General features: G+C 49.2%; 28 protein-coding genes and 1 pseudogene. 24 read left to right on the plus strand and 5 right to left on the minus strand.

The window, feature by feature from the left end; genetic code table 11:
* Nucleotides 1-253: 253 nt before the first annotated feature.
* The 8 genes from ACPV3A_RS28980 (at nt 254) to ACPV3A_RS29015 (ending at nt 5,210) form a co-directional block, all read left to right on the plus strand.
* Nucleotides 254-514, plus strand: a complete 261-nt coding sequence (locus ACPV3A_RS28980; protein ID WP_071220257.1) for a YqkE family protein — start codon at nt 254-256, stop codon at nt 512-514.
* Between the two features lie 234 nt (nt 515-748).
* On the plus strand, nt 749-1,327 hold the full coding sequence (locus tag ACPV3A_RS28985) for a uridine kinase family protein (RefSeq protein ID WP_426202993.1): 579 nt from the start codon (nt 749-751) through the stop codon (nt 1,325-1,327).
* Between the two features lie 136 nt (nt 1,328-1,463).
* Nucleotides 1,464-2,183, plus strand: a complete 720-nt coding sequence (locus ACPV3A_RS28990; protein ID WP_426202995.1) for a DsbA family oxidoreductase — start codon at nt 1,464-1,466, stop codon at nt 2,181-2,183.
* Between the two features lie 99 nt (nt 2,184-2,282).
* A complete protein-coding gene (locus ACPV3A_RS28995; RefSeq protein WP_426202996.1) occupies nt 2,283-3,089 on the plus strand; it encodes a GNAT family N-acetyltransferase in 807 nt (268 codons plus the stop codon).
* A gap of 38 nt (nt 3,090-3,127) precedes the next feature.
* Nucleotides 3,128-3,727, plus strand: coding sequence for a DUF4269 domain-containing protein (locus ACPV3A_RS29000; RefSeq protein WP_426202998.1), 600 nt, complete (start codon nt 3,128-3,130; stop codon nt 3,725-3,727).
* Nucleotides 3,720-4,190 carry a DinB family protein gene (locus ACPV3A_RS29005; RefSeq protein ID WP_220684676.1) on the plus strand — a complete coding sequence of 157 codons (471 nt, stop codon included), beginning with the start codon at nt 3,720-3,722 and terminating at the stop codon, nt 4,188-4,190. Before ACPV3A_RS29000 ends, ACPV3A_RS29005 begins: the two co-directional genes overlap by 8 nt.
* Before the next feature lie 53 nt (nt 4,191-4,243).
* On the plus strand, nt 4,244-4,858 hold the full coding sequence (locus tag ACPV3A_RS29010; RefSeq protein WP_194543447.1) for a TVP38/TMEM64 family protein: 615 nt from the start codon (nt 4,244-4,246) through the stop codon (nt 4,856-4,858).
* 28 nt (nt 4,859-4,886) lie between these two features.
* Entirely contained in the window at nt 4,887-5,210 is a 324-nt protein-coding gene (locus ACPV3A_RS29015) for a hypothetical protein (RefSeq protein WP_426203000.1), read from the plus strand.
* Nucleotides 5,211-5,295: 85 nt separating this feature from the next.
* Here the strand turns inward: ACPV3A_RS29015 and ACPV3A_RS29020 are convergent, their stop codons facing one another.
* The 3 genes and pseudogenes from ACPV3A_RS29020 to ACPV3A_RS29030 form a co-directional block, all read right to left on the minus strand.
* Nucleotides 5,296-7,227, minus strand: coding sequence for a CotH kinase family protein (locus ACPV3A_RS29020; protein ID WP_426203002.1), 1,932 nt, complete (start codon nt 7,225-7,227; stop codon nt 5,296-5,298).
* Nucleotides 7,228-7,245: 18 nt separating this feature from the next.
* Entirely contained in the window at nt 7,246-7,956 is a 711-nt protein-coding gene (locus tag ACPV3A_RS29025; protein ID WP_426203005.1) for a DUF4956 domain-containing protein, read from the minus strand.
* Nucleotides 7,957-7,960: 4 nt separating this feature from the next.
* A pseudogene (locus tag ACPV3A_RS29030) lies at nt 7,961-8,634 on the minus strand (polyphosphate polymerase domain-containing protein).
* Nucleotides 8,635-8,895: 261 nt separating this feature from the next.
* Here ACPV3A_RS29030 and ACPV3A_RS29035 point away from each other — a divergent pair.
* From ACPV3A_RS29035 to ACPV3A_RS29050, 4 genes are all read left to right on the plus strand, one after another.
* A complete protein-coding gene (locus ACPV3A_RS29035; protein ID WP_426203008.1) occupies nt 8,896-10,242 on the plus strand; it encodes an ATP-binding protein in 1,347 nt (448 codons plus the stop codon).
* Entirely contained in the window at nt 10,239-10,877 is a 639-nt protein-coding gene (locus ACPV3A_RS29040) for a response regulator transcription factor (RefSeq protein WP_194543442.1), read from the plus strand. The genes ACPV3A_RS29035 and ACPV3A_RS29040 overlap by 4 nt, the downstream gene beginning before the upstream one ends.
* Nucleotides 10,878-11,067: 190 nt before the next feature.
* Entirely contained in the window at nt 11,068-12,021 is a 954-nt protein-coding gene (locus ACPV3A_RS29045; RefSeq protein ID WP_426203011.1) for a DoxX-like family protein, read from the plus strand.
* Nucleotides 12,005-12,682 carry a DUF4166 domain-containing protein gene (locus ACPV3A_RS29050; RefSeq protein WP_426203013.1) on the plus strand — a complete coding sequence of 226 codons (678 nt, stop codon included), beginning with the start codon at nt 12,005-12,007 and terminating at the stop codon, nt 12,680-12,682. Before ACPV3A_RS29045 ends, ACPV3A_RS29050 begins: the two co-directional genes overlap by 17 nt.
* On the opposite strand, the gene ACPV3A_RS29055 is transcribed toward ACPV3A_RS29050, so the two are convergent.
* On the minus strand, nt 12,672-13,970 hold the full coding sequence (locus ACPV3A_RS29055) for an MFS transporter (protein ID WP_426203016.1): 1,299 nt from the start codon (nt 13,968-13,970) through the stop codon (nt 12,672-12,674). The two genes, ACPV3A_RS29050 and ACPV3A_RS29055, sit on opposite strands and share 11 nt — an antisense overlap.
* A gap of 157 nt (nt 13,971-14,127) precedes the next feature.
* On the opposite strand from ACPV3A_RS29055, the gene ACPV3A_RS29060 reads away from it, so the two are divergent.
* The 9 genes from ACPV3A_RS29060 (at nt 14,128) to ACPV3A_RS29100 (ending at nt 22,320) form a co-directional block, all read left to right on the plus strand.
* Complete coding sequence (locus ACPV3A_RS29060; protein ID WP_071220271.1) at nt 14,128-14,883, plus strand: DUF2087 domain-containing protein; 756 nt, start codon at nt 14,128-14,130, stop codon at nt 14,881-14,883.
* A 27-nt stretch (nt 14,884-14,910) separates the two neighbouring features.
* Entirely contained in the window at nt 14,911-15,264 is a 354-nt protein-coding gene (locus ACPV3A_RS29065; RefSeq protein WP_071220272.1) for a GIY-YIG nuclease family protein, read from the plus strand.
* Nucleotides 15,265-15,413: 149 nt separating this feature from the next.
* Nucleotides 15,414-16,262, plus strand: a complete 849-nt coding sequence (locus ACPV3A_RS29070) for a DegV family protein (protein ID WP_426203019.1) — start codon at nt 15,414-15,416, stop codon at nt 16,260-16,262.
* Nucleotides 16,263-16,385: 123 nt separating this feature from the next.
* Nucleotides 16,386-16,541 carry a hypothetical protein gene (locus ACPV3A_RS29075; RefSeq protein WP_165593394.1) on the plus strand — a complete coding sequence of 52 codons (156 nt, stop codon included), beginning with the start codon at nt 16,386-16,388 and terminating at the stop codon, nt 16,539-16,541.
* Nucleotides 16,542-16,689: 148 nt separating this feature from the next.
* Nucleotides 16,690-18,033: a beta-N-acetylhexosaminidase gene (gene nagZ, locus ACPV3A_RS29080; protein WP_426203022.1), complete on the plus strand. Its 1,344-nt coding sequence runs from the start codon at nt 16,690-16,692 to the stop codon at nt 18,031-18,033.
* Nucleotides 18,034-18,239: 206 nt separating this feature from the next.
* The gene (gene rpoD, locus ACPV3A_RS29085; protein ID WP_071220275.1) at nt 18,240-19,190 is read left to right on the plus strand and encodes an RNA polymerase sigma factor RpoD; all 951 of its coding nucleotides are present in this window, start codon (nt 18,240-18,242) and stop codon (nt 19,188-19,190) included.
* Between the two features lie 200 nt (nt 19,191-19,390).
* Nucleotides 19,391-20,413, plus strand: a complete 1,023-nt coding sequence (locus ACPV3A_RS29090; RefSeq protein ID WP_426203024.1) for a UDP-N-acetylmuramate dehydrogenase — start codon at nt 19,391-19,393, stop codon at nt 20,411-20,413.
* A 126-nt stretch (nt 20,414-20,539) separates the two neighbouring features.
* Entirely contained in the window at nt 20,540-21,469 is a 930-nt protein-coding gene (locus tag ACPV3A_RS29095) for a manganese-dependent inorganic pyrophosphatase (protein ID WP_426203026.1), read from the plus strand.
* Between the two features lie 335 nt (nt 21,470-21,804).
* Nucleotides 21,805-22,320: a hypothetical protein gene (locus ACPV3A_RS29100; RefSeq protein ID WP_426203028.1), complete on the plus strand. Its 516-nt coding sequence runs from the start codon at nt 21,805-21,807 to the stop codon at nt 22,318-22,320.
* A 227-nt stretch (nt 22,321-22,547) separates the two neighbouring features.
* Here ACPV3A_RS29100 and ACPV3A_RS29105 read toward each other — a convergent pair whose 3' ends face one another.
* Entirely contained in the window at nt 22,548-23,273 is a 726-nt protein-coding gene (locus ACPV3A_RS29105) for a hypothetical protein (protein WP_426203030.1), read from the minus strand.
* Nucleotides 23,274-23,556: 283 nt separating this feature from the next.
* On the opposite strand from ACPV3A_RS29105, the gene ACPV3A_RS29110 reads away from it, so the two are divergent.
* The 3 genes from ACPV3A_RS29110 to ACPV3A_RS29120 all read left to right on the plus strand — a co-directional run bounded on the left by ACPV3A_RS29110 (nt 23,557) and on the right by ACPV3A_RS29120 (nt 25,903).
* Nucleotides 23,557-24,324: an amino acid ABC transporter substrate-binding protein gene (locus tag ACPV3A_RS29110; RefSeq protein ID WP_426203031.1), complete on the plus strand. Its 768-nt coding sequence runs from the start codon at nt 23,557-23,559 to the stop codon at nt 24,322-24,324.
* Between the two features lie 157 nt (nt 24,325-24,481).
* Nucleotides 24,482-25,141 carry an amino acid ABC transporter permease gene (locus ACPV3A_RS29115; RefSeq protein ID WP_426203033.1) on the plus strand — a complete coding sequence of 220 codons (660 nt, stop codon included), beginning with the start codon at nt 24,482-24,484 and terminating at the stop codon, nt 25,139-25,141.
* A 15-nt stretch (nt 25,142-25,156) separates the two neighbouring features.
* Nucleotides 25,157-25,903: an amino acid ABC transporter ATP-binding protein gene (locus ACPV3A_RS29120; RefSeq protein ID WP_071220282.1), complete on the plus strand. Its 747-nt coding sequence runs from the start codon at nt 25,157-25,159 to the stop codon at nt 25,901-25,903.
* The last annotated feature ends 136 nt before the right edge of the window (nt 25,904-26,039 follow it).

Raw genomic sequence — 26,039 nt, forward strand, 5'->3', positions numbered from 1 at the left:
AGCAGCCGTACAGAATATGAAGAAGATGGCGATCCACCTGGATCGCCTGGAAAACAGGGGGTAAACCCCATTCCCCCTTTTGAAGTGACCATTTGAAATGTGAGAAACCCTGTACTTTGAAAAAAGTACAGGGTTTCTCGACAATCTGAGGAGAGCCGAGAGGCTCTCTTTTTTCGTGGTTATAACCAAGCAGATATAGATGCCAGGTCCTTCATAAGATGATATAATAATGTGGAAATCGAGGTGAATGAACATGGCAAAAAAGAAACAAAAGTCCCCTTTGCCGCGAACCGAGGCTGCCGATAAACCCGCGACGTTAAAGGATATGCTGGACCCTCAAGTTCTGGCGAAGTTGAAGGCAACAACCGAATCCTTGAAAGCCAATGAAGCCGAGCGGCTTGAGAAGGAAAGGCAGGAACGGGAAGCTGTTCGCAAGGCAGAACAGAAGCGGCGCGACAATGATTTTGAATATTTACTGGAACATAGCGAAATGGATTGGAAAAAATATAAGTGACAGGCAGCGTTATGCTGTCTGTTTTTTATTTTTGATATCAGACAGTAAACGTCGAAGCGTGAGCCTTCCTGATATCGGAAGAAAAACTTCCTTTAAAAACGGTCTGTCTTCTGTGATCGTACACCGGGACCGGGAGATGTTTTCTTGTAACGAGGATCTTTCAACTTACTTGGATCGGTTGTATAATAATGGAACCTATACCTTGGACATACATACGGAGGAAGATGAAAGGATATGGAGCATAGGCAGACTTTAATGATCGGGATTGGCGGAGGTTCGGGGAGCGGCAAGACAACGCTAAGTCTTAAGCTCAAGGAGAGGTTAAGCGAGTACCGGGTGGCGATCTTCCATATGGATAAATATTATAAGTCCGTTAGACCCTTGGCCAAGGCGCCTTTCACCAATCAAATGTTTGAGGATTTTAACCATCCGGATGCCGTCGATATCGAGCGTCTGACCGCGGATTATGATCATGCCGTCCATAATGGCAAATACGACATAATTGTCATTGAAGGATTTCTCCTGTATCAATTCGAATCCCTTCGGAACTCACTTGATTTGAAGCTGTTCGTAGATTGCCCCGCGGATGAAAGAATGCTTCGCAGAAACCGGTGGTTTATAGAAAAGGGGCATAGCGAGGAAAGTGTGCTTCAGGAATATTTGCAGCTTGTAAGATACAGGCACGATGAATATGTTGAGCCTACCCGCTGGCATGCGGATCTGGTGATCAATAGTTCCCTGAAGGGAAATCAAGGCTTCAAGGTTGTGACGGATTGGGTTCTTGCCAGATTAGAGGAGAACAACCCCGCTTAGATAACCGGCGTATTTGTACTCGGTATCCTGAACATTCTTGCAAGACCTTTCCATATTCATGTGAGGTGTTGATGTCATGCTGAAAGCGGGTTACAATAAGTAAGTTAGCATTAATGCTCGCTAGGAGGCGAAAAGAATGAAAGTGGAAATATGGTCGGATTTTATGTGTCCGTTCTGTTATATTGGTAAACGCCGTTTCGAATCAGCTTTGGAGCAATTCCCTAATAAAGATCAAGTTGAAGTGGTTTACCGCAGCTTTGAGCTTGATCCCGGTGCATCGTATCAAGCCGGGGTTTCCATGGACGAGATATTGGCATCCAAATACGGCATGAGTATCGAACAGGCCAAGGCTGCGAACGCCAACGTGACCCAGCAAGCGGCAAGCGTCGGGCTTACGTATCACATGGATCGCGTCATCCCGGCCAATTCATTTGATGCTCACCGCCTGGTTCATTTTGCATCCGGGCATGGTAAAATGAAAGAAATGACGGAGCGGTTGTTCCGTGCACACTTTACAGACGGCGAGAATCTTGGCGATAAGAATCGGTTGGCCGATCTGGCGGCTCAAGTCGGCCTGGACCGCGATTTGGCTGCGGCCGCGCTCGAGAGTGACGATTTCCAGTCCGAAGTAAGGGCAGACGAAGCAGCTGCAGCAAGTTTGGGAATTCGGGGAGTGCCGTTCTTCGTGCTGGGAGGCAAATACGCCGTGTCCGGTGCGCAGCCACTGGAAGTGTTCACGGACGCTTTGGATAAGGCTTATCGTGAAGCGAATCCGCTAGTGATGGTGAATGATTCCGACAGCAGCGACGGCATGTGCGCCGACGGATCTTGCGATCTGCCGGGCAGCGCGAAATAAAACATACACAGCAAGTAAGAGCCCGAAGCATCAGTAAGCGATCTTCGGGCTCTATTTATCCAGTTAAGAATGCACTAGTTATAATACATAGGAGGCAATATGCGGCATCTTCCATCTGAGGAACTTATCCAACGAATTCAAGATTCAGAAAACGATTATATGTTGGATCGAATGAAAGCAATCGAAGGTCGGACCGGAAATCCCGAAGGGGTCGAAATGAAACGCTTCGGCCATGCGCTGTGCTTGTACAGCAAGACGATGCCTTGGCTTTCTTTTAACACGGTGAAAGGACTGCGTTCAGAGGATCTGAATAACGTGGACGAAATCATCGACTTTTATCAATCGAGGGAGCGCAAATTCCAGTTCGAAATCGTGCCCGGCTTGGTAAATCAGGAATTCCTGGCTGCGCTTGCCGAACGCGGATTCTATCAATCTGCTTTTCATAATTCCATGTATATGAACCCGCAGGAGCTGAAGGAGGTGCCGGATACCGGAAATGTGATCAGAACAATAGACAAAGATGAATTTGAGGATTATGCTAAAGTTCATTGCCGTGGAACAGGATTGCCTGATCAAGGAATTCCATCTGTAGCCTCGAATAACCGTGTATTGTATTCACGACCGGGATGGAGCTTCTATATGGCTTATATCGAAGATGAGCCGGCCGCTGCTGGCGTCATGTATGTAAATCAAGCGACAGCGTCACTAACATTTGCGGCGACACTCCCGGAGTACCGCAGACAAGGCTTGCAGCTGGAGCTGCTTCGCAGGAGAATACAGGAAGCGAAGCTTGCAGGGTGCGATCTTGTTGTCTCGCAGTGCGCTTTCTTATCACAGAGCCATCGTAACATGGTATCGGTCGGCATGAAGCTGGGTTATGTGCGGACGACGTGGACCGAGCGCTAACCTGTAAGTTCAGAGGAGTGAGGCAGGTGGAGACAGCCATGCAAGAAAACATGGATTTTCTTACCTTGGAATACTTACGTCTGGGCTCCGATAAACAGAAGCAAGCAGCCATGGCTATAGACGAGCTTAGACTATGGGATCATCTGAAACCCTATAACCCGATATTGGTGGGCACGATTCCTATCGGGATTGACATCGAATCAAGCGATCTCGATATCATATGCCATGTGACGGATTTTGCCTGCTTTGAACGAGAGCTCAAGACGCGTTATAGCGAAGATGTTGCGAATTTCACGTGCTCATCCCGTACCGTTAACAACGTGGATCGATCGGTAGCGCGATTTCGGTACAAAGGATGGGAATTCGAGGTTTTTGCACAGCCATTACCTTCAACGAGTCAGAATGGTTACCGTCATATGATTGTCGAATACAAGCTTTTGAAGCGGCTCGGTGAAACTGCAAGACAAGGGATTATCGAGCTGAAGAGGTCGGGTTATAAGACGGAGCCTGCCTTTGCGAAGCTGTTGCGTATCACGGGCGATCCTTATGAGGAGCTGCTCCAGATATATCATTGGCCGGAGGATCGACTTGACGCCTATATTAAATCTTATATGGACAAGGAGAATGGATATGAGTGACAAACAGCAGCTGCTGAATGAGTATTCCGCGTGGATCGGCAAAGTGAGAGGGTTCGCGGTACAGGAAGAGGGATTCTGGAACACCCCGATGGCAGAGGGGAAATGGACCGTACGTGATGTGGTGTGCCATATCATGCGGTGGGATGAGTATTTTTACAATGAAGCCATTTCCAAAATTTCCACAGGGGATGTTTTGACTGTCCGTCATATAGATTATGACACTTTCAATGAAGAGTCGAGGCAATATGCCACGACGTTATCAACGGAAACGCTGGTGGATCAGACGATAAGCGCTAGGGAGAAACTGATCCGGGCGATCGAAGCCTTGCCTGAAACGGCATATGAGTTTCGGTACACGGACGCGGACGGGCACCCTTTTGAGGTGGCGCAATTTATGCGGGATTTCATCTGGCACGACAACCACCATCTGGCTCAGCTGAATCAGGTGCTTCAAGTCGGCTAGTCGGCAATACTTAGCAGAAATGGGTGAAGTCATTGATTGGCTACTTGGACATCATGTCTTACTTTACAGAGAGCAACCTGGAGTGGTTATTGGACCAATTTAGAGCATTAGGCCCGCTGCCGGGCATCCTTCTGACGTTCCTAAAGTCCTTCATTCCACCGATGCCCACGATCGTGATCGTGGGTGTGAATGCGGCGGTGTATGGGCTTTGGGCAGGGTTTCTTTACTCCTGGATCGGTATGGTGGCAGGATGTTTAACGACCTTTCTCATCGTGCGCAAAATATCCGGTACGCCCCTGATCGAACGCTGGGCAAAAAAGCCTAAAGTTCAGCGTGGTATGCGCTGGATTCAGCGCAACGGTTTCAGTTACGTTTTCCTGCTTGGCATACTTCCCGTTGGACCGTTTGTCGCGGTCAATGTGGCCGCTGGGCTGGCCAGAATGAACCTGATGTCCTATCTGATGGCTGTCACCTTGGGCAAGGGCATTATGGTGTTCTGTGTCTCTTACATCGGTGCCAACCTGTCCGATTTTATTGCGGAACCTTTTAAATTGTTCGGAGTCCTTGCCTTTATCGTACTGTCCTTATGGGTCAGCCGGAAGCTGGATTCATACTTTATAAGAAAACAATCGGTACACGATCAACAAGCAGAGCTTGAGTCCAGTTGAATAGCATGATTGAAAAGGAGCAAGCGTTATGACCAAATTGGCCTCATCCATTCTGGAAATGATTCGAATGATGATCATTATGATGATCTTTGTCATGGTTCTGGGCAACATAGAACATCAAATACTGAAGAGCTGGATACCTTGGAATGGACTATATTGGCTGTTCCTGTTCGCGGGGAATGTATTGTGGTTTCTTGTACTTTACCGGAATCGCCTGCAGTTCAGCGGCTGGTATCGTTCAGCCGCGACCCAGCACAAGCTGTCTAGAAATACGACGAGGATTGTCATGGCGATGGGCATGATCCTTATCGGTGCGCCCATAATGATCACGTGGTTCATTGAAATAGGTTAATCCATTGGTCATAGGTTAAAACGTTCGGATATAAAGGGGCAGTTTCAAAGGTGTATCGACCTTTGGAACTGCCCTTGTTTGATAATTACAGTCTTTTTCGTTTATACAACGTTACGAGGAGACATGAGAGAAGCAGGAGGACGATTGATACGCCGGCGTACAAGGCTTCCTTGGCACTTCCTTGTTCCTCGGCAGCCCCGTTTGACCCATCGCCCGGCCGGCCCATTCCCCGGCCTCCCTGCATTTGACCGCCAAACTCGCCGCCGAATCCGTTCCCCATCTCCCCCTGAGGGAAATCCTGCATCTGGCTTTGCCCACTCTGGCCGGGAGTCTGAGGCATGGTTGGTTGATTGTCATCGGAAGGGGGCTGCTCCGACGATTGGGTTTGATCTTCAGGGAGCTCCGCTGCATTTGGTGATGGTTCCGTAGTTACGGCTGGAGCAGCATCAACCGTTGTTTTTTCGTTGGAACTGCTTGTGCTCGATCCGACAGACGATACGACGGACAAGGAAGGTTCGTCCCCTTCGAGCACGGTGTCACGATCTCCCTCAGCTTTGCCGGAGTTAACGTCGGCGCTGCTTCCCGACGCGTCGTCAGAAGAATCAGGAGCAGCACTGTCGTTGTTGGCAGGCCTGTTCCCGCCAGAGATGCCTCCGGCCGGGGCATCGTTAGGGGGAAACGATCCGGCTCCATTCGTCTCGCCGCCAGGTCGCATGCCACGACCACCACCGGGACCCATACCGCCTCCGCTGCCGCTTCCATCGCCAGCGGAGGGGAGCGTTCCATCCAGCTGTTGCTGGATGGAATCCATTGATTCTTGAACGTATGAGGTGAGCGTCGGGATGGATTGCTCGTACATCTCATAGGAATAGAAAGGTCTTGGGTCTTGCTTTACGTGCTCGGAAATTAAGTCTTGCAATTGCGCAACTCGCTCATTGAATGTTTCCTGCTGCATGTAGCCCTCCAGCATCTCCGAGAGGATGGCGTGATAGCGTTCCTTATATTCGTCAATCGCGAGCAGCTTGGCAATCAGGGGCCTTTCCGCCAAAGCTCCCTGGGTTGGCTCGTCAATGAGGATGCTGGAGCCCCCAAGTCCCCCGAATGCCATATTATAATCCCAAGGCAGGACGGAGAAAATGCCGTTGTTCTCATACAAATAATAGTTCTGTTTGTTCGATCCCAGATAACTGTCCATATTGGAGGCAACCACGTTCAAAGCAACGTACTTGAGTACATTATCGACATCCAGCACCTTCTCATAATCGATGCCGTTATTAAGCTCATCCAGCATGTCGATCAATACATCATCATTAGATGATTTGGATTTCATGACAAGCCCGGTGTAGGAATCGGGATCATTGCCAAGCCACGTCAGATCGCTGCCCACGCCGTTCATCTCGGCCTTGTACAATGCGCCGTAGGAATGATCGAAATGACGCTCCAGATAGGAATCGCCAATCTGTTCGATCGCGAGGTAGAACCCCCATAATTCATCGTTAACATATACATTGACATAGGAGAAGCCGGGCGTCGGCAATCCTACGGATTCTGCCAGCTCGTAGGTCAGGAATTCCCGCATATACGATGCGTCGCTGTAGTTGTTGTTCAGATTAATTTTACTGATCCCATTCAAGGTTTGATTAAGGTATTCGTCAAAGGATATTTTGAAGCTGTAGCGGTCGGAGTCCGAATTGACCACGCTGCGCAGGCTTAAATTGCCTTTGGTGCGAATGCCGACATCATCAAATTGCATGCCGTTGTAATTGACGGATGCTTCTTTATATTCTTCAGCGCTGGCGTTGTTCAGCATATCCTGAAAATCTGCTTCGTCCATCGTGATTTTTACATCAATAACCTTATCTTTCGGAAAAACCGTCAAATCCATTTGCTCCTGCTGAGCATCGCTCTTCGTGCTGCTTACCGTCCCGGCAGCCGTGGGTGTCCATTGGCAGCCTGACATTAGGAGGACTATAGCCATCACGAGGGACAGTTGGACCGTCATTCTTTTTTTTATCATCTCTGATCACCGCCTGACTTAGGATACATAGTCGCCACTGTAACTGATCAGCACCGCGTTATGAACACCTGGCAGCTGGGACAGCTTGTTCACGAACTGGCCTTCGGCGTCGCGCAGCCTTACTTCCAGTGTCAGCTCGATGCTGCCTGGGGTCACGGTTTTTTGCTTCAGATTGTAGCGCTTCACGGCTTGACCCATTTGTTCTTTTACGGCTTGCTCGCTCTGCTCATTATCGCAATGAACCACGAGCAGATAAGGGGTATCCACCGTTGCTTTTTTAATGAAGAAGAACAGGATCAGACCGACTACGATGGAGCCGATGGCGGCCAGCGTGTAAAAGCCTGCTCCGGTTACGATCCCGGCAACCGCGGCCCAGAACAGGAAGATCAGATCGGTTGGATCCTTGATGGGCGTACGGAAGCGGACAATGGAGAGTGCGCCGACCATACCGAGCGAGAGCACGAGATTGGAGTTGATGGCTATGATGACAACGGCCGTGATCATGGTCATCCCGATCAGAGATACATTAAAGCTTTTGGAATACAGCACGCCGCTGAAGACCCTTTTATAGAGCAGATAAATGAACAACCCGATCACAAAGGCAACGGCCAGGGTAATCAGAATTTTGGCGAAACTGATATCGGATACGAAGTTTTCCATGACGGATTTCTTGACGATATCCGAAAAATTGGTGGTGCTCGTATTGCTTGAAGTCGATGTGGTGTTCATGAATTTATTGATCCTCCCATGTGTTATATTTCAGAAATTTACGGCACATCACGTATTTGGAGGCCGATTGACGGCCTAGTCCTTCCAGCTGCAGCGCGATTTTGATGTAATCCGGGATGTATTCGTCATATTTGACCTCGAGTATAATCAGATTCTCATCGATTGCCCGGATGGGCAGCAGATTTCGATTGAACAGATCCGTGGAGTGCAGGCCGGTTCGAAGTTCCTTGTCAAACGTAATTCGGACATTTCCATTGGCGCAGACATACGGCTCACGGACATAATCGACAATGACCTTGGGCTCAATGGCTTGTCCGGCTGATAGAGGCATTCGTATTGACCGGCCATGATCTGATCGGCCATCTCCCTTGTGAGCGGCTCCTTCAGCTTGGCAATGGAATCCCGGAATTTGATTTTTTTCTCAAAATGAATGGTGTTGTCGGTTACGTTGTAGATACGGATGCGGTATTTCACCCGGTCCCGAACCCCAGCCAGCTTCTCGTATAAGGCTTTGTTGTTGATATCGTCAAAGTACAAGCTTCGAATGTGATATTCCCCGCCGGGGCCTGCATGCTGATCGTAGGTCACCAGATTTTTTAATCGTTGACGGATGATTCGGTACTGGTGACTATTCACGAAAAACTTAAGCTCGTTCCGGTATTTCAATTGGGTTGTCATGATTCCACCTCGTTTCTCTCTAGCATTCGTGTGCTTGATTGCTTACGAAATTTATCCTATCAATCGTTCCTGATATCTTTCTTAATTGCGGCTGAATGTTAACTGAATGTTTTCGCTATGTAAAAATCGAAGTATCGAAGCAGGACAAAATTCATGATTCAATGGATCCGAATTGTTCGTGGAGGCTAGCTAAGAGGTCCCGCTGCTGTAACAATTGTGGTAGGATGATACTATATTCGCGAAGAGAATGGACGATGCGTCATGATATATTATGTGGTAGCGCTTTGGAGCGCGGCGGCTGTGCTGCTGTTCAATCAGCCTCGGAGCGAGGTGAACCGCTGGGCGGCTTTTTTTCTGTGGAGCGCAGGAATCGGCGGCTTGACAGATTTGCTTGTGCCTGCGGGTTTTATCGCGGCGCGGTACGAGCCGTGGATTCAATATCTCAACCATACGTTGACACCGTACGGCGTGTTAATATTTTGCATGGTGTATACCCGCAAGCCCGAGAATCATAAAAGAATGCGCGATTTCAAAATAGGCTTGTTTCTGCCGGTGCTCGCGATGCTGGCCCAGGTGCTTTTGACGGAAGCTTACCGAATTCATTATGGCTGGTTATTCGTGTGGACGGTTCCATATTATGTGGCCGCATGCGCCTTGCTTATTCGCGCGTTGTCGTATGAGATGAATCCGCAAAAACGCAAAGGCATGTGGATCACCACCTGGATTATGGTGCCTACCTTGCTCGGCGTGATGCTGCTGATTAATGTGGGAAATCTGATCTCGCCCGGTTATGATTCATTCCGGTACGTGTCCCTGTTCATTCTGTATTCGCTGGGCGTTGCCGTCATCTGTACCTTTGTGTACGGCGTCCTGGGTGTACGCCTGAAGTTTGAGCGCGATCCGCTGGATCGCACGATGCAAGCCGTCAGCTCGGGGACATCGATGCTGAATCATAGCATTAAGAACGAGATCGGGAAGATTGCGATGAGCACGGAAAACGTAAAGCGGCTGCTGCCACAAGACAACGGCGTTGCCATCGAACAGCTTGAGGTCATAGCGAATTCATCGGAGCATCTGCTTGCCATGGCGGGACGCATGCAGCAGCAGATGAAGGCGTTTAAGCTGGTGGAACAGCCAGTCCGCATGGATCAGCTGCTTGCTGAACTGCAGCTCCGCGAACAGGATCTGCTGCGCAGGCATGAGGTCGAAATGAACGTAATCTGCAGGCAGCGACCGTGGCTGCTCGCGGATACCGTCCATTTGAAGGAAGCGATCAGCAATCTCATTCGAAACAGCGTGGAGGCGATGCCTGAGGGTGGGCTGATTACGATAACGATAACGGCTGACCGCAAAGGAGCGGCGATTACCGTTAAAGATAACGGGACCGGCATTCCAAGCGCGCAGCAGGAGCTTGTGTTTGAACCTTTTTACAGTACCAAGGGCCACAAGAAAGATAACTTCGGGCTTGGTTTGTCGTATGTTTATAACGTGATGAAGAAAAGCGGTGGTTCCGTTAGTCTGGAGAGCCGCGAATCGGTTGGTACGGCGATTTCGTTATATTTTCCGCGCAGTAAAATCATTCGTTTATCCGGGAGGGAAGAAGCTTGAACCGCATACAAATCTTCTTGGTAGAGGATGATCCGGATTGGGTTAAATCGATGACCGTTTTTCTGAATGCGCAGGAAGACATGATCGTTGTCGGCACGGCCGAGTCGCCCGAACAAGCGATGGCGATGGCGCATATCCTCTCCTTTGACATCGTGCTTATGGATATTCAGCTCACTGCAGGTCGACTTGACGGGATATACACTGCCGCCGAAATTCTTGAGCGTAAACCGCAGGCCAAGGTCATCATGCTGACCTCGCTGGGTGACGAGCTGGTGATCATGCAATCCTTTACGGCTGGAGCCGTCAATTATATTGAGAAGCCGAGGTTTAAGGAGCTTCCGGCAGCGATCCGAAGCGCCGTGCTTCATTCGGGATCGATGGAGGTGCTGCTCAAGGAATTTGCCCGCCTCAAGCGCGAAGAGCAGCTTCGCGGCTTAACGCCTGCGGAGCGTGAGGTGTTTGATCTGTTGGATGAAGGGTACACCCATTCCCAGATGGAGCAGAAACTGTTCAAAACCGAGAGCACGCTCAAGAACCAGATCAATAAAATATTAAAAAAGCTCGGGGTAAGAAGCAGCAAGGAAGCCGTGGAGAAGGTCCGCCGGAAAGGGATTGTAAAAGAGAACGACAACTAGCATCGGTGCGGATTAAGACTGGATCATATCGAAGGATCGGAAGAGGTACTACGAAACGTAGTACCTCTTCTTGGTATGTTCTACAAAAGTGAGGTCTAACGGCGAGTCCCCGGCGGCTGTAAAATGACTTGTAGATAGAGAGGTGTCCGGCTTAAGAAACTAGAGGACATCCCGAGGGGAGCTAAAGCGCATGAAGATAAATCCGATCTATGTTGAACTCGATATCCAGTCGGATATGGATAAGCTGTGGACGTTGACGCAAAAGCCTGAGCTGCATCAACAGTGGGATCTGCGATTTTCCGAGATTCATTATGTACCGGAGGCTGATTCGGATATCCAGCGGTTTTTATATAAAACCCGCATTGGGTTTGGACTGGAAGTGACAGGGTCGGGAGCCACGAAAACGGCTGTTCACCCGAAGACGGGGAAACGGATCTCGGTGCTGCGATTCGGCTCGGATCAGCGCAGCTCCCTCATTCGGGAGGGAAGCGGCTATTGGAAGTATCAGGACAAGGGGAGTGGGGTCATACGCTTCTCTACCCAATACGATTACAAAACGCGGTTCGGTCTGGCGGGCATCTGGTTTGACCGCTTGTTGTTCCGGCCTTTATTCGGCCTGGCAACGGCTTGGAGCTTTGATGTGCTGCGATTGTGGGCAGAGAAGGATATTCCGCCCTCGGCAACGATCCGGAAGGCAATCATTCATGCCTTGAGCGTAATGATGCTGGTCGTTCTATGGTGTTATGAGGGGCTGGTACCGAAGCTGTTGTTCCCGGAAGCCGGGGAGCTTGATCTGTTGAGGCAGTCGGGCCTGGCTGGAGAGCAGGAGGGGGTGGTGCTAACCTTACTCGGCATCGCCGAGATCGGCGTCGGCTTATTGACGCTGCTCTTTCACAAGAGTCGGTTGTGGTACAGGCTGCTGATGAGCTTGCTTGCGATCTTGATGCTTGGAGCATGGATAACAGACCCTCAGTTAATGAAGGCCCCGTTCAATCCGTTAACGCTTAGTGGATCCATGATGGGGTTTTGCTTGATGGCTTCGCTGTCCGCTGCAGATTTACCAAGCGCCTACCGCCCGGCACGAAAACCCGTTCCCGGGGATAAATCCCGCAAAGGAGGGGAAAGACGTGACCTCGATCTATGAACAGGCGCTAGGCTCGCAATTTCAAATGCTCCATCCCAAAATTCGGGAGCGGTTCGGGTTTGACAGCAAGGATCACATCGCTTCGATTGGCGAAGGCGTCATGGAAGAGATCTGGTACGCGCCTTGGGCTGCACTGCCTCTCTATATAGGCACGATGCGGCATATTATGTTTCCGAATCGAGGGAAAGGGATCCCGTTTCGGATTGAGAATTATGCTTATCGTGACGAATGGGGAAGAGAAACGGTGACGTGGTGTCGCAGCTTTGATTTTCCGGGTGTCCAAAGGCGGTTTGATGCCACAATGATCTATAGTGCACAGCGCTGCCGTATCGTGGATTATTTAGGGAATAAACAGCACTTGGCGGTTGATCTTCGGATAGCTGCGGGGGAGAGCGGCGGCATTTGCATTCAATCGGGGGAGCAGAGGTTTTATGAGGGGCTTTTGCAGTTTCGATTTCCCCGGTGGTTCACCGGAACAGCCGATGTAAACGAATGGTATGATGACGGGAATCGACAATACCGGATATCCGTTGAGGTGAGAAATCCGATATTGGGGCCTGTCTTCCGGTACAAGGGAAGCTTCCAGGCCCGGACCATTGCTGTGGCCGATGGAGCCGTTCCGCAACATGTAAAACCTCTGCGAGTTGAGGCTAGAGAGTAGCGGCGGTATCGGAGGAGGAGAGGCTGCTGCTCTTGCGCTCACGGAACATTCGGTAGTATAGAAACGAAGATACAACATATAGCGTTCCGGTAATGCAAAACGTAATCGCATATCCCCAATAGTTGCCGTATGTGGTGACGAGCTTGGATTGTACGGGTCCCATGGTGGCCCAGCCCAGCATGAAGGCCGTTTGCGTAACCGAATTGGCGATTCCTCTTCGGTGATCCGGTACACGGTCGATCAGAATCGAGGATTGTATCGGATTGGCGGCATTCATCAAAGCTTGGCGGAACAGGAAGCCGACCGATGCAATGAGCAGTACGTTCGTGAATCCGGTTAACAGCAGGAAGGGCAAGGATAGAACTTGAAAGAGCACCACGGCCTTAACGGCTCCCACCCGATTCACCAGCGTAGGTCCGATCAGCATCGATACAATGGTCATGACTTGTCCAAGTGATATCAGAATGCCGACGGCCGATAAAGATACCGAGAAGCGGTTGGTAAAGTACAAATTCAAATAAGGCACGACAAGTCCCGAGCCCAGGCCGATTAACAATTGGGCAAGCGCGAACTGCCCGATGACTTTGTAATCCCCCAAACCGGAGGCGTTTACTGCTCTTCCTGCCTGAGCCGGTTGATGATCAGGAAGCGGTGCATCCAGTGCCCGTATGTCTTCGGCCTTCTGATCGGCTGTGAACAAGAGCGGGATGAATGCCGCCAAGGTAGCTAGGCCGCCTATGAATAACGCGGTTTTCAAGCTGCCGACCTTGTTCATACCAACGGCCTGCAGGGCATCCGCCAAGAATCCGCCTCCCATGCTGCCGAGCACTTGAGAAGCAAGGACAAGCGAGGCGTGAATGCTAAAGATCCGCATGCGAGCCGATTTCGCCGTGTTTTCCGCTAGAAAGGGGATAGCCAGCACCTGAAAAAAGGATGCGAACAGACCGGTATATATCGCAAGACCGAGCAAGCTGAACTCGCTCTCCAGAAAAGAGCGCGCGATCAGACCCGCACCGCTTAACAATGCCCCCAGGACGAGAATTCGCTTGCGGCTGCCGCGGTCTCCGATCAGGCCAATCGGAATGAACATCAATGCCGTTGCCAGGGATTGAATACTGACCACTGTTCCATTCATGGAGTCATTATACCCAAGACCTTGTATGTACAAATTGTAGAGCACGCTAAACATGCCTGTACCGATCTGATACAGCAAGTTGGCTAGAAAAAACAGCTTGATGTTGCGCGGCCAAGAACCCATTTCTTTTGCCGACTGTTGGATGAAACTCATGATGATACCCCCTAAATTTTACAGCAGCAACCTCTATTCTAGCAGGTTCCACAGAAGGGAGGAAGAAATATTATATCGAAATGAAGTGCGATTGACATGTTATAGACAAAAATATAAAATGTCTATATAAATTACTAATTGAAAAGTGGTGTTTGCATTGGATCCGAACGAGCGTTTCTGGAATGCTTCTATAGATGAACTTAAGCAAGGCTATATCGACGAAGGTCCCGTATGGGTATGTCTCTTGTGCGGTAAGACGATCGAGAAAGGGATCATCTATCCGGACCAGGATGTGTTATATGAGTCAGAACGATACATGACCATTCATATCCGCCGGGAGCATGGCTCCGTATTTCAGTATTTGTCAGGGCTCGATAAGAAGCTGACTGGATTAACCGAGCATCAGAATCGATTGCTGCAGCTCTTCTATCAAGGCATGAACGATAAAGAGGTGCAACAGGAGCTCGGCATAGGCAGTGCTTCGACGATTCGCAATCACCGGTTTGCCTTGAAGGAGAAGGAAAGACAGTCCAAGGTACTGCTGACTTTAATGGAGCTGCTGAAGGAAAAGGATGACCATGCACCGGCATTCGTGGAGATTCCCAAGCGCGCCAAGATGGTGGATGAGCGCTACAATGTCACCGAAGAAGAGCGGCAAGCGATCCTGGCCAAGGTGTTTCCTGAAGGGACCGATGGTCCGCTGAAGACATTTAAGCTCAAAGAGAAGCAGAAGTACGTCGTGTTGCGAGAAATCGCAGCTCGTTTTCAACCGGACGTCAAATATACGGAGCAAGAAATCAACGATACGATCGGGAGGGACCATCCAGATTATGTGACGATTCGCCGGTATTTGATTGAATATGGTTTTTTGGATCGCAAGGATGATGGAAGCGAGTACTGGTTAACAACGTAAACGCTAAGATTAGGAGGGTTTAACGCGATGAATCGCAGACAGGAACTAAATCAAATGTATAAGGAAATCAAGATCGAAGCAGGCGTGTATCAAATTCGAAACACAAAGAACGGCAAAGTGTTTGTGGCCGGAACGAATAACTTGAAGACCATGAACGGCAAACGATTCGAGCTGCAGATGGGAACGAGCTACAATAAGACGCTTCAGCGGGAATGGAATGAGTATGGCGAGGATGCTTTTGTCTTCGAGATTCTGGAAACCATAGAACCGAAGGAGGATCCGTTCTATGATCTGAAGGGCGCGGTCAGCAAACGGGAGGCATATTGGATTGAACAGCTGGAACCTTTTGGAGAAAAGGGGTATAACGCAGAGCGAAAATAAGGCTTTTCTGTGGCGAACCAATGTGCAGCCAAGAAATCACATTCCTTTCGTTTGCAATACGCTGTAAGGGTAAGATATGATGAATTTAGCGGCTTTAATCGCTTCCTTTCCTACTTCTTACTACACGAAAGCGAGACGTGAATACGATAATGAGATCCATAGCATGGGTAACCGACAGCACGAGTACGATCGATCCTGACTTCGCCAAGGAAAATCATATTTATATTGTACCTTTGAGGTTGATACTTGGACAGGATGAGTACAGGGAAGGAATTGATATTTCGGCTGAAGTCTTTTATGAAAGAATGAAAGATGAACCGAAAGTAAGCAGTTCACAGCCTCCAATCGGTGAATTCATCGAATTATATGAATCCTTGAAAGAGAAGTATGATGATATCATCGCCATTCACTGTTCATCCGAGCTTAGCGGAACCTTGAATTCATCTATGCAGGCGGCAGAGATTGCCGAGGTACCCGTGGTTGGCATCGATTCCCAAGCGGGAGCGTTCCCGGTACGCGAAATGATCATGTCCGGGATTCACTGGCATAGCCAGGGGGATACCGTGCAGGTGATTAAAGAGAAAATTCAGTCCATGGTGCAAAACATGTCATTCTACCTTATTCCGGCAAGCCTGCACCGGCTTCATAGCAGCGGCCGGGTATCCGGCACCCAGCTTCTTCTCAGCAACCTGCTCCGCATTCATCTGCTGCTCCGTTTTGATGAAGGCAAGGTCATTGTGGAAGAGAAGATCCGGACGTTCAAGAAGGCCAAGTCACGAATGCTGGAGCTTATGAAAATGGATTTGCAGAAAATTAAAAAGGTCTGCATCATGCACGCGAACAACGTAGAAGAGGCCGAGGAGATCCAGAAGGAAATCAGCGGAGCCCATCCGGCGTTGAAAACCGAAATTATGACCTTTATTCCCGTTGCGGGCATCCATGCCGGCGAAGGCACCATTGCCATGTCGTGGATTAAATATCATCCTGCATATTCCTAGTTATAGTACAGATCCTGCCTGCAGATACTATCTGCAGGCTTTTGCTTGTCATTCGATTCGATATGACCTTTGATGGTTGTATATGTAGTAGGAGATGATTCCAAGGAAAGGAATGATGTTAATATGAAGGTGATTATCACGCAAGCTGAAGCGATGCAAAAGAATATATGGGATGATATTATGCTGATGTTCGGAAGAACGGATGAGGATGAAGTGTGGGACACAGAGCAGTTTATATTAACAGAGGAGCAGGCCCGTAAGCTCGGCCTGCTTAAATAGGCGAAGAAGGGTCGCTGTTGACGCGGCTCTTTTCTACTTCTAGCGGGCAGCTTCAACTGGTTTGGACTGTATGGAAATCATGTTATGATGGAAGGACTCTGTGGAACAGAGGACGAATATAGTAGTGTGAATTTGAAGGAAGGTGACAATGTTGAGGCGTAAGACAAAATGGATGTGCTTAACAATGCTGGTTGTCATCTTGCTATTGGCTGCGGCAGGTTGTCGGGGCGGAGCCGAACCGGGCAACCCCGGGAACAACGGACAAGGAGCTTCGCCGTCGGAGGAAATACAGGAGCCGCAGACCCCGTCTCAAGCTGATGAAGACGGGACTCCGGGTCCATCTGGCAGCTCGGACAACAATGGCGAGGAAGGGAATCTGCCCGAGAACGGGACTGAGGATGCGGTAACGGAGCTTCTGAATAGCATGACCGTCAAGGAGAAGATCGGTCAGCTGGTGCTGGTTGGAATCGAAGGGACTACGATGGATGATACCACGCGCAGATTGCTGGAGGATTACCATGTAGGCGGTATTATCCTTTTTAAGGATAATATCGAGAACGCCAAGCAGTCGGCAGACCTGCTGAATGAGCTGAAAAAAGCAAATGCTGCGAATCCGGTGCCGCTCTGGCTGAGCATTGATGAGGAGGGCGGACGGGTTACCCGTTTTCCTGATGAATACGTGAAGCTGCCGTCAAGCGGTAAAATTGGGAGGAGCGATGATCTTACGCTGACCAAGCAAGTTGGTGGACTTATCGCGCAGAAGGTGTCGGGAGTCGGAATCAATATGGTTTTTGCCCCGGTGCTGGACATTGATAGCAACCCGAACAATCCGGTCATCGGCGATCGATCCTTTGGCACAACGGCAGAAACCGTAAGCACGCAGGGAATCGCCTCGATGAAGGGGATACAGGAGAATGGTGTCGTACCTGTAGTGAAGCATTTCCCTGGGCATGGCGATACTTCGGTCGATTCCCATCTCGGGCTGCCCGTTGTTGACCATGATCTGAAGCGTCTGCATGAATTGGAGCTGGTACCGTTTCAACAAGCGATTGATGAAGGAGCCGATGTGGTTATGGTTGCCCATCTGCTGATGAAGAGCATCGATCCGGATACGCCATCCTCCTATTCGAAACCCGTTATCAACGATTTGTTAAGGGAAGAAATGGGGTTTAAGGGTGTCGTTATAACGGATGATATGACAATGGGGGCGATTTCCGGCAGCACAGACGTAGGAGAGGCTTCCGTGAAGTCCGTCGTCGCAGGGAGCAACATGATTCTGATCGGACATGAATATGCATTGGAAGAAGCCGTCATTCAAGCATTAACCGAGGCTGCCCATAGCGGCGTGATCCCGGAGGAGATGCTGAACGACCGGGTGAGGGCAACGCTTGAACTAAAGCACAAATATCAGCTGAGCGATGAGCCCGTGAAGGCTCCCGATGTGAAATCGTTGAATCAAGAAACGAAAGCGGTACTAGATCAGCTTAAGTAAACGTAGCATATGTAGTGTAAGAAGATGAAGCATATAAAAACCCGATCTCAGCCTGAGATCGGGTGAACAGAACTAGAATATATTAGAAGTTGATATAGTGTGAAAAATATGCTAGAATGAAGGATAAATAACTATTGGCTTAATGTCATAATAACCTAATGCTAGATTAGCATGAAAATATGGGATTGTCAACAGGGGGGCATAGAATGGAGAACCGTCAAAGTGCGGATTTTGCATTGGAACGAGAGGTTACGGAAACAGAGAAAGCGGCTAATTCTCCGACAGAGGATTTTTCGGTTCATGACGATCTCTCACTTCCACCAGGCATCAAGATTAGCGATCCGGTTCGCATGTACCTGAAAGAAATCGGTCGTGTTCCCCTCCTTACAGCCGATGAAGAAGTGGAACTGTCCAAACGAATAGAGGAGGGAGATGAAGAAGCGAAACGCCGTTTGGCTGAAGCGAATCTTCGTCTCGTTGTAAGTATAGCAAGACGCTATGCTGGCCGGGGAATGCAGTTCCTGGATCTGATACAGGAAGGCAACATGGGCCTGATCAAAGCGGTGGAGAAGTTCGACTACTCCAAGGGCTTTAAGTTTAGTACGTATGCCACTTGGTGGATTCGCCAGGCGATTACCCGCTCGATTGCTGACCAAGCAAGAACTATCCGGATTCCGGTGCATATGGTAGAGACGATTAATAAGCTCGTACGTGTCTCCAGGCAGCTCCTTCAGGAGCTGGGACGCGAACCGACACCGGAAGAAATCGGTAAAGAGATGGATATCTCGCCGGAAAAAGTACGTGAGATCCAGAAGGTATCCCAAGAACCTGTGTCTCTGGAAACACCGGTCGGGGAGGAAAGCGACTCCAACCTGGGCGATTTCATTGAGGATCAGGACGCATTGGCGCCGGCAGATGCCGCAGCGTTTGAGCTGCTGAAGGAACAGCTGGAGGAAGTGCTGGATACGCTCACCGAGCGTGAAGAGAATGTGCTCCGACTGCGCTTTGGACTTGAGGATGGACGGACCCGCACCCTGGAGGAAGTAGGCCAGGTATTCGGCGTTACGCGTGAACGCATTCGGCAGATCGAGGCGAAGGCGCTTCGTAAATTGCGTCATCCGAGCCGCAGCAAACGTCTCAAGGATTTCCTTGAATAAATCCTGGGGGACAAATAAAGAGATGATGAATGAATCCTTGGTTACGGTCTACGGGCTGTAATCCAGGGATTTTTTGTCTATTTCGCCAGGATTCCACTCCAGATTGACACCACCTAAGCAGTTGGATCATAATGATGTAACATCCCCACATTTAGTAAGGAATGTGCCTAATGTGAAGAATAGGGAGTGACATGTCTACGATGACTTTACATACATCTGCTATCGACCGATTGTGCAAGCGTAATGTGGAGCTGTCTGCTTTTTCGACGTATGGGATCGGCGGTTCAGCCAATTATCTGGCCATGCCTGAAACGGCAAATGACCTGGCGGATCTCCTGCAGGACTGCAGGAAACGCGGGATACCATGGTACATCTTTGGAATGGGCTCCAACATTCTGTTTCCGGATGAACCGAAACATGACCTGGTGTTTATATCGCTCAAAAACCTGGTGGAGCTGCGGGTGTCGGGCGATAAATGGTACGTTTCATCCGGCGCGCCGATGTCGTTATTGTCCTTGATGGGGTTAATGGGTGGGACGGATTTGCTTGATTTTACTTTTTTGCTGCCTGGCTGCGTAGGGGCCGGCATCTATATGAACGCTAAATATAATGCTCGTCAAATCTGCGATATTCTGGACACGGTCTATTATATCAATACGACGGATCCGAGCTTAAAGGTACGGTCCATTCCCGTAGCGGACTGTTTATTTGCATACAAGCAATCCATCTTCCAGCAGCATCCGTGGATCATAGTAGGGGCCGATCTTAATATTCCGGTCAGCTCGGAGGAACAGATCAGCATGACATCTGAAGTTCTCACAGAGTGGAAGACTCGCGGCAGCCATCCATCCTCATTGCCATCGTTTTTCTCATTCTTTCTGGGTGAAGTGCACGCGCTGGCAGGAAAGGGAATAGAGACGCCTCAGTCGATGCTTGATATCATCAAGTACCGGACGAGTAAACGCCATTTCGACTACCCGTCCTGCGGTTCCGTATTCAAAAATAATTATGATTATGGAGTAGCCGTCGGCTCGCTCGTGGATCAGCTGAATATGAAGGGAACCGAATATGGCGGCGCGATCATCTCTCCGCATCACGGCAACATGATTCTGAACCAGAAGCATGCGAAGGCAACCGATATCCTCTACTTGATGAATCTGATCTCGGAATCGATTAACAACCATTTTGGATTCGTTCCGGAACCGGAAATTGTATTGGTATAAACACGGTCTAAAAATAATCTCTGTAAAGGAATTGGAATAAGTAGAATTTAACGATATAATCAGAGAGGTGATCATCTGTTTATTGATATAAACGATGAAATTTATGTTGCGAGAGGGGCATTATATATGGAAAAAACATTAATTTTTGGACACAAAAATCCGGATACGGACACAATCTGCTCTGCTATTGCTTATGCTGATTTGAAGAACCAGCTCGGCCTTTCTGCCGAGCCCGTGCGTCTTGGAGACGTTAACGGTGAAACGCAATATGCGCTCGATTATTTTAAGGTCGAAGCTCCTCGTTTCGTTGAGACGGTTGCAAACGAAGCCCAAGACGTTATCCTCGTGGACCATAACGAGCGTCAGCAAAGCGCAAGCGACATTGATCAGGTTCGCGTGATTGAGGTTATCGATCATCACCGCATCGCGAATTTTGAGACAAGCCACCCATTATACTACCGTGCGGAGCCTGTCGGCTGCACAGCTACCATTCTGAACAAGATCTACAAGGAAAAAGGTATCGCCGTTCGCAAAGAAATTGCTGGCCTGATGCTGTCCGCCATCATCTCGGACTCCCTGTTGTTCAAATCCCCAACCTGCACAGACGAAGATATCGCAGCAGCTCGCGAGCTGGCTGAGATCGCTGGCGTGGATGCAGACAGCTATGGGTTGGAGATGCTCAAGGCAGGCGCCGATCTGAGCGACAAAACCATCGCGCAGTTGATCTCCCTGGACGCCAAGGAATTCCAAATGGGCGGAGCCAAAGTGGAAATCGCACAGGTTAACGCGGTGGATACCAATGATGTATTGTCCCGTCAAGCCGAACTCGAAGATGCGATTCAAGCGATTATTGCCGACAAAAACCTGGACCTGTTCGTTTTCGTAGTGACAGATATTCTGAACAACGATTCGATCGCTCTTGCACTCGGTAAAGAGTCCAAGGCCGTTGAGAAAGCCTACAATGTGTCCCTGTCGGAGAACAAGGCTCTTCTTAAAGGCGTGGTTTCCCGCAAATCGCAGATTGTTCCTGTGCTGACCGAAGCATTCAATCAATAATATTTGTGTGAATCTAAACAAGCCTGACCATCGACTGAGGAATCAGCGGGGAGGGCTTGTTTTTTTATTTGGGATGTTTCCCGGTTCGACATAGCGTACGATCCTTCATCGTCCCGTATTTAAGCGCTTCCGAAGATTGAAATATTGTAATGAATTTACATCAAATTGACATCCATTTTACCAAGTGGGTCCTTATAATAAAGTTATGAATGATAAAATACATATACGTTTCAAATATCCAGGAATTGGGTTACTAATATTTAATGCGTGATAATTCGGGTAGGGTTCACGAGCTGAATCCATTTAATAGAAGATGAAGAGGGAGCGATGAGAAGATGAAGAAGTCGGCTTGGAAATTGGGAGCAATGATGCTGCTGGTACTGATCATGATGACAACCGTTGGCGTAGCCTCAGGCAACAATTATGAGCCGGTTCCGAAAGCTTCGAATCAGGAAGCTGTCTATATTAACGGGCTTGAGATTAGAGACGGCAAGGTCTATCTGCAAGTAGATCCGATTAAATGGTACGAGGGCGAGGAAGCGAATCAGGTATTCCGCGAACGGGAGCAGGACCCTGAGATGACGGAAGCACCGGATGGTTATTATATCGTAAATGATACGGAAGAACAGATTGAACTTCCTGTGGCTGATGATGCCGAAGTGCTGCTTCAGTTGTACGATCATACCGGGCGGTATGAGGATGCTCAGATTTCCTGGAACCAGATGGTGAGCCTGGACAAATTCACGAATATCTACGAAAAGGATGATATCGTAGACATGAAATGGTTTCCATTTCATATCACCCTCGAAGATGGCGTCGTAGTGAAGATGATCCAGCAATACGTGCCTTAAATGGATGTTAAATAGAATAAACGGACGATAAAGAGCCGCTTCATGGGTTATTCCTAACCGATGGAGCGGCTCTTGTGTTAAGAGATAAGAAAGTATAAACATTCGAGGCTTAGCTTCCTTATCTCGCAACAAAAACTTCCGCTAAATGCGGTCTGTCTATTTGGGAAAGTACGTCGATAGACGTTTTTCTTATTCAATGACAAAAGGTTATGCGTTAAGCGGGTACATTACCGGCTATGTTTCATCGGTTTGAGTTTACCATTCACCACATCGCTCACGAACGGAGCAATTCTGGATTTGCGCTCCTCGTATTCTTCCTTCGTCAGTTTGCCTTCGGTCAACTTCTGATCCAGGCGCTTCGTGAGTGCCTGGACTTGTTGATCAATGACGGACTGGACGGGCACGTCTTGCTCCTTCGCGATCTGTGCCAGCGATTTTCCAGATTGGAGCGACTGCTTGAGTGCTTCCGGCGTCGTCTTCAGAAGTTTGGCCAGCTCGTCGCTATCCGAGATCAACCGGCCATGGCGCTGATGCATCCGCTGCTTCTGCCACCCGCCTTTGGCGTCAAGCAGCTTGTCCGCGGCAGCGGAGTAATCGATGGATTTGCCCAACTGCTTCGGATGCGAGGAGATTTTATCCTTCAACAGCTCAACGATCTTGGCTTTTACGGCCTCTCTGGATACACCTTGTTCCTTGGCTATTTCCGCGAGTGTCGAGGTTTTGAGTTTATCTCGAAGAACTTGCGGTTCCAGCTTCAGAAATTCGGAGATGGCCTTGAACATATGACCGGGTTTATGTTGCCCGCGTTCGTCTTGGGAAGAAGGAACAGCCGGTGATTCTGTTTGCTGTCCGACCGGTTCCGCCGAGACCGAGACGGGAAGATAAGCGAGGCCCATGACTACAGCGATGGCGACAAGCACCAGCCGCTTCATTGACTTCAAGTGGATTGTCATTGTTGTTTACCGCCTTTCTTGATGTTGGTCTTACAGTCCATCATTCTTTCCCGCTAAACTGAATTCATCCTTAAAATAACCTTAAAATAGGATGAAAATACATAAATTTCATATCAGGCGGTGAAAATTGACCATTCTATGAAACTATCGACTCTTCTCTGCTAATATGGTATCATGGAGTCTTGATAACGTACTAAAGCGAAAAAGCAGTCTTTGCATCTGATGCGAATTCCTTTGCATCCAGAATATAGCTGCGTTTAATGTCTACGAGGGGGATTTTTTGGTGAAAAAGATAGCATCAGTATTAGCAGGCTTCATGCTGTTATTAACCGTAGTCGGCTGTTCAAGCTCCGCAAGCGGCGGCAATGAGCTGGTTGTCGGGATCGACGACAAGTTTGCGCCCATGGGCTTTCGCGACGAGAGCAATGAAATTGTCGGCTTTGATATCGATTATGCCCGTGCAGCCGCTGAGAAGATGGGCAAGGAAGTCAAGTTCCAGCCGATTGACTGGAAATCGAAGGAGTCCGAACTTAGCAGCGGCCGCATTGACTTGATATGGAACGGCTATACCATCACCGATGAGCGCAAGGAGAAAGTGTTGTTTACCAAGCCTTATCTGGAGAACAGTCAGGTCGTCGCCGTGCTGGCTGATTCGGATATAACTTCGATCAGCGATTTGGCAGGCAAAGAGATCGGTTTGCAGTCGCTGTCCTCGGCAGCTGACGCGTTAAGCGCCAACGAGATTCACACGCAAGTGAAGAAGATCAACGAATTCCCTGACAATATGCTGGCTCTGAGCGATTTGAAGAATGGACGCGTAGAGGCTGTGGTCATAGACGAAGTGGTGATGAAATACTTCATGTCCAAGGAAGATGGAATATACAAGATTCTCGAGGAATCTCTGGCACCGGAGCAGTACGGGATCGGGGTTAAAAAGGGCAACGAGGAGCTGCTTCAAAGCCTGCAAAAAGCACTGGACGAAATGAATGCCGATGGTACGGCAGCCAAGATTTCCGAGAAATGGTTTGGCGAAAACAAAGTGTTGAAGTAAGACGTTCCACAAGGATGGTTATTCATCCTTCCATAGGTATTCCAAAAAACCGGACTTTGACCAAAGGCTCCGGTTTTGTGTTCCTTCCATGGGTCTACGATATTTTTGAAGAACTTCAAGCATCTCAAGAAGTTTTTCCATTAGGAGTTAAGCGTATATGAGTATGGATTACATTGTTCAAATCGGCAAACCGATGCTGGAGGGCGCACAGACAACGGTACTGTTGTTTTTAATTGCTATCCTGGTTTCCATCCCGCTCGGGTTTGTGTTCACGTTAATGGTTCGAAGCGCAATCAAGCCGCTGGCTTGGTTGGCCAATGCCTATATTTATGTGTTTCGTGGTACCCCGCTGCTGCTGCAGCTGTTGTTCTTTTGTTTTGGGCTGCCAGTGCTGCCCGTGATCGGAGAGTATCTCGTTCTGGACCGTTTTGTAGCCGCATGTTTGGCATTTGTGCTAAACTATGCCGCTTATTTTGCGGAGATCTTTCGGGGAGGCCTCTTGGCGATTGACAAGGGTCAATATGAAGCGTCCAAGGTGCTGGGCCTGAACCGCTGGCAAACGACCACGAAAGTGATTCTGCCCCAAATGTTTCGCGTAGCCCTGCCGGCGGTATCCAATGAATCCATTACACTGGTAAAAGATACGGCGCTGCTGTATGCCGTAGCGGTTCCGGAGTTACTGCACTTCGCCTATACGGCGGTCAATCGCGATGTTACGATTATGCCGTTTTTCATTGCAGGCGTCATATACCTGCTAATGACGCTCGTGTTAACCATGTTGTTTAAGTTTCTGGAACGCCGATTTAAATATGAATAGAAGGACTGTCGTGTAATGGCAATTATCGAAGTAACCCATGTAAAAAAATCCTTCGGCCAGCTGGACGTGCTGAAGGACGTCAGCTTTGAGATTCAGAAGAATGAAGTGATTGCCGTCATCGGACCTTCCGGATCGGGGAAGAGCACCATGCTCCGGAGCCTGGTGCATCTGGAGGAGATTAATGGCGGATCGATCAAGCTGCAGGATCAATATCTCGTGAAGGATGGCGTATATGCCAGCCCGCCGGGGATCAAAGCGATCACATCCCGGATGGGCATGGTATTCCAGCATTTCAACCTGTTTCCTCATCTCACGGTACAGGAGAATCTGGGACTGGCACCTAAACATGTGAAGAAACAATCAAAGGAAGAGGTCAGGTTAAACAGCGCCGCTCTGCTGAAGAAGGTCGGTTTATCTGATAAAGCAGATGTATACCCCGGGAATCTGTCGGGCGGACAGAAACAGCGTGTGGCCATTGCGAGAGCACTGATGATGAATCCGGACATCATGCTGTTTGACGAACCGACATCGGCGCTGGACCCCGAGCTGACCGGCGAGGTGCTGGCGGTTATCAAGCAGCTGGCCGAGGAGCATATGACGATGGTGATCGTCACGCATGAGATGAGTTTTGCCAAAGAAGTGGCGGACCGAATTATCTTCATGGATAACGGACAGGTCGTCGAATCGGGCACGCCGGATCAAATATTTAATCAACCGAAGGCAGAGCGGACCCGGGAATTTTTAATCCGGGCGACGCGTTGAAGAGAGACTGGCTCAGAGCCCGATTGGAAGATCGGCTTGGGCCGGTCTTTTTTTGGTGAAAAATAAGGCTATTTCGTGAAAGCGTTTAAATTACGGGTTGACGGAATCCGGTTTGGTCGATATCATTGTTTTAAAG

It is taken from the genome of Paenibacillus sp. Dod16, assembly GCF_049893405.1.
Classification (GTDB): domain Bacteria; phylum Bacillota; class Bacilli; order Paenibacillales; family Paenibacillaceae; genus Paenibacillus_AQ.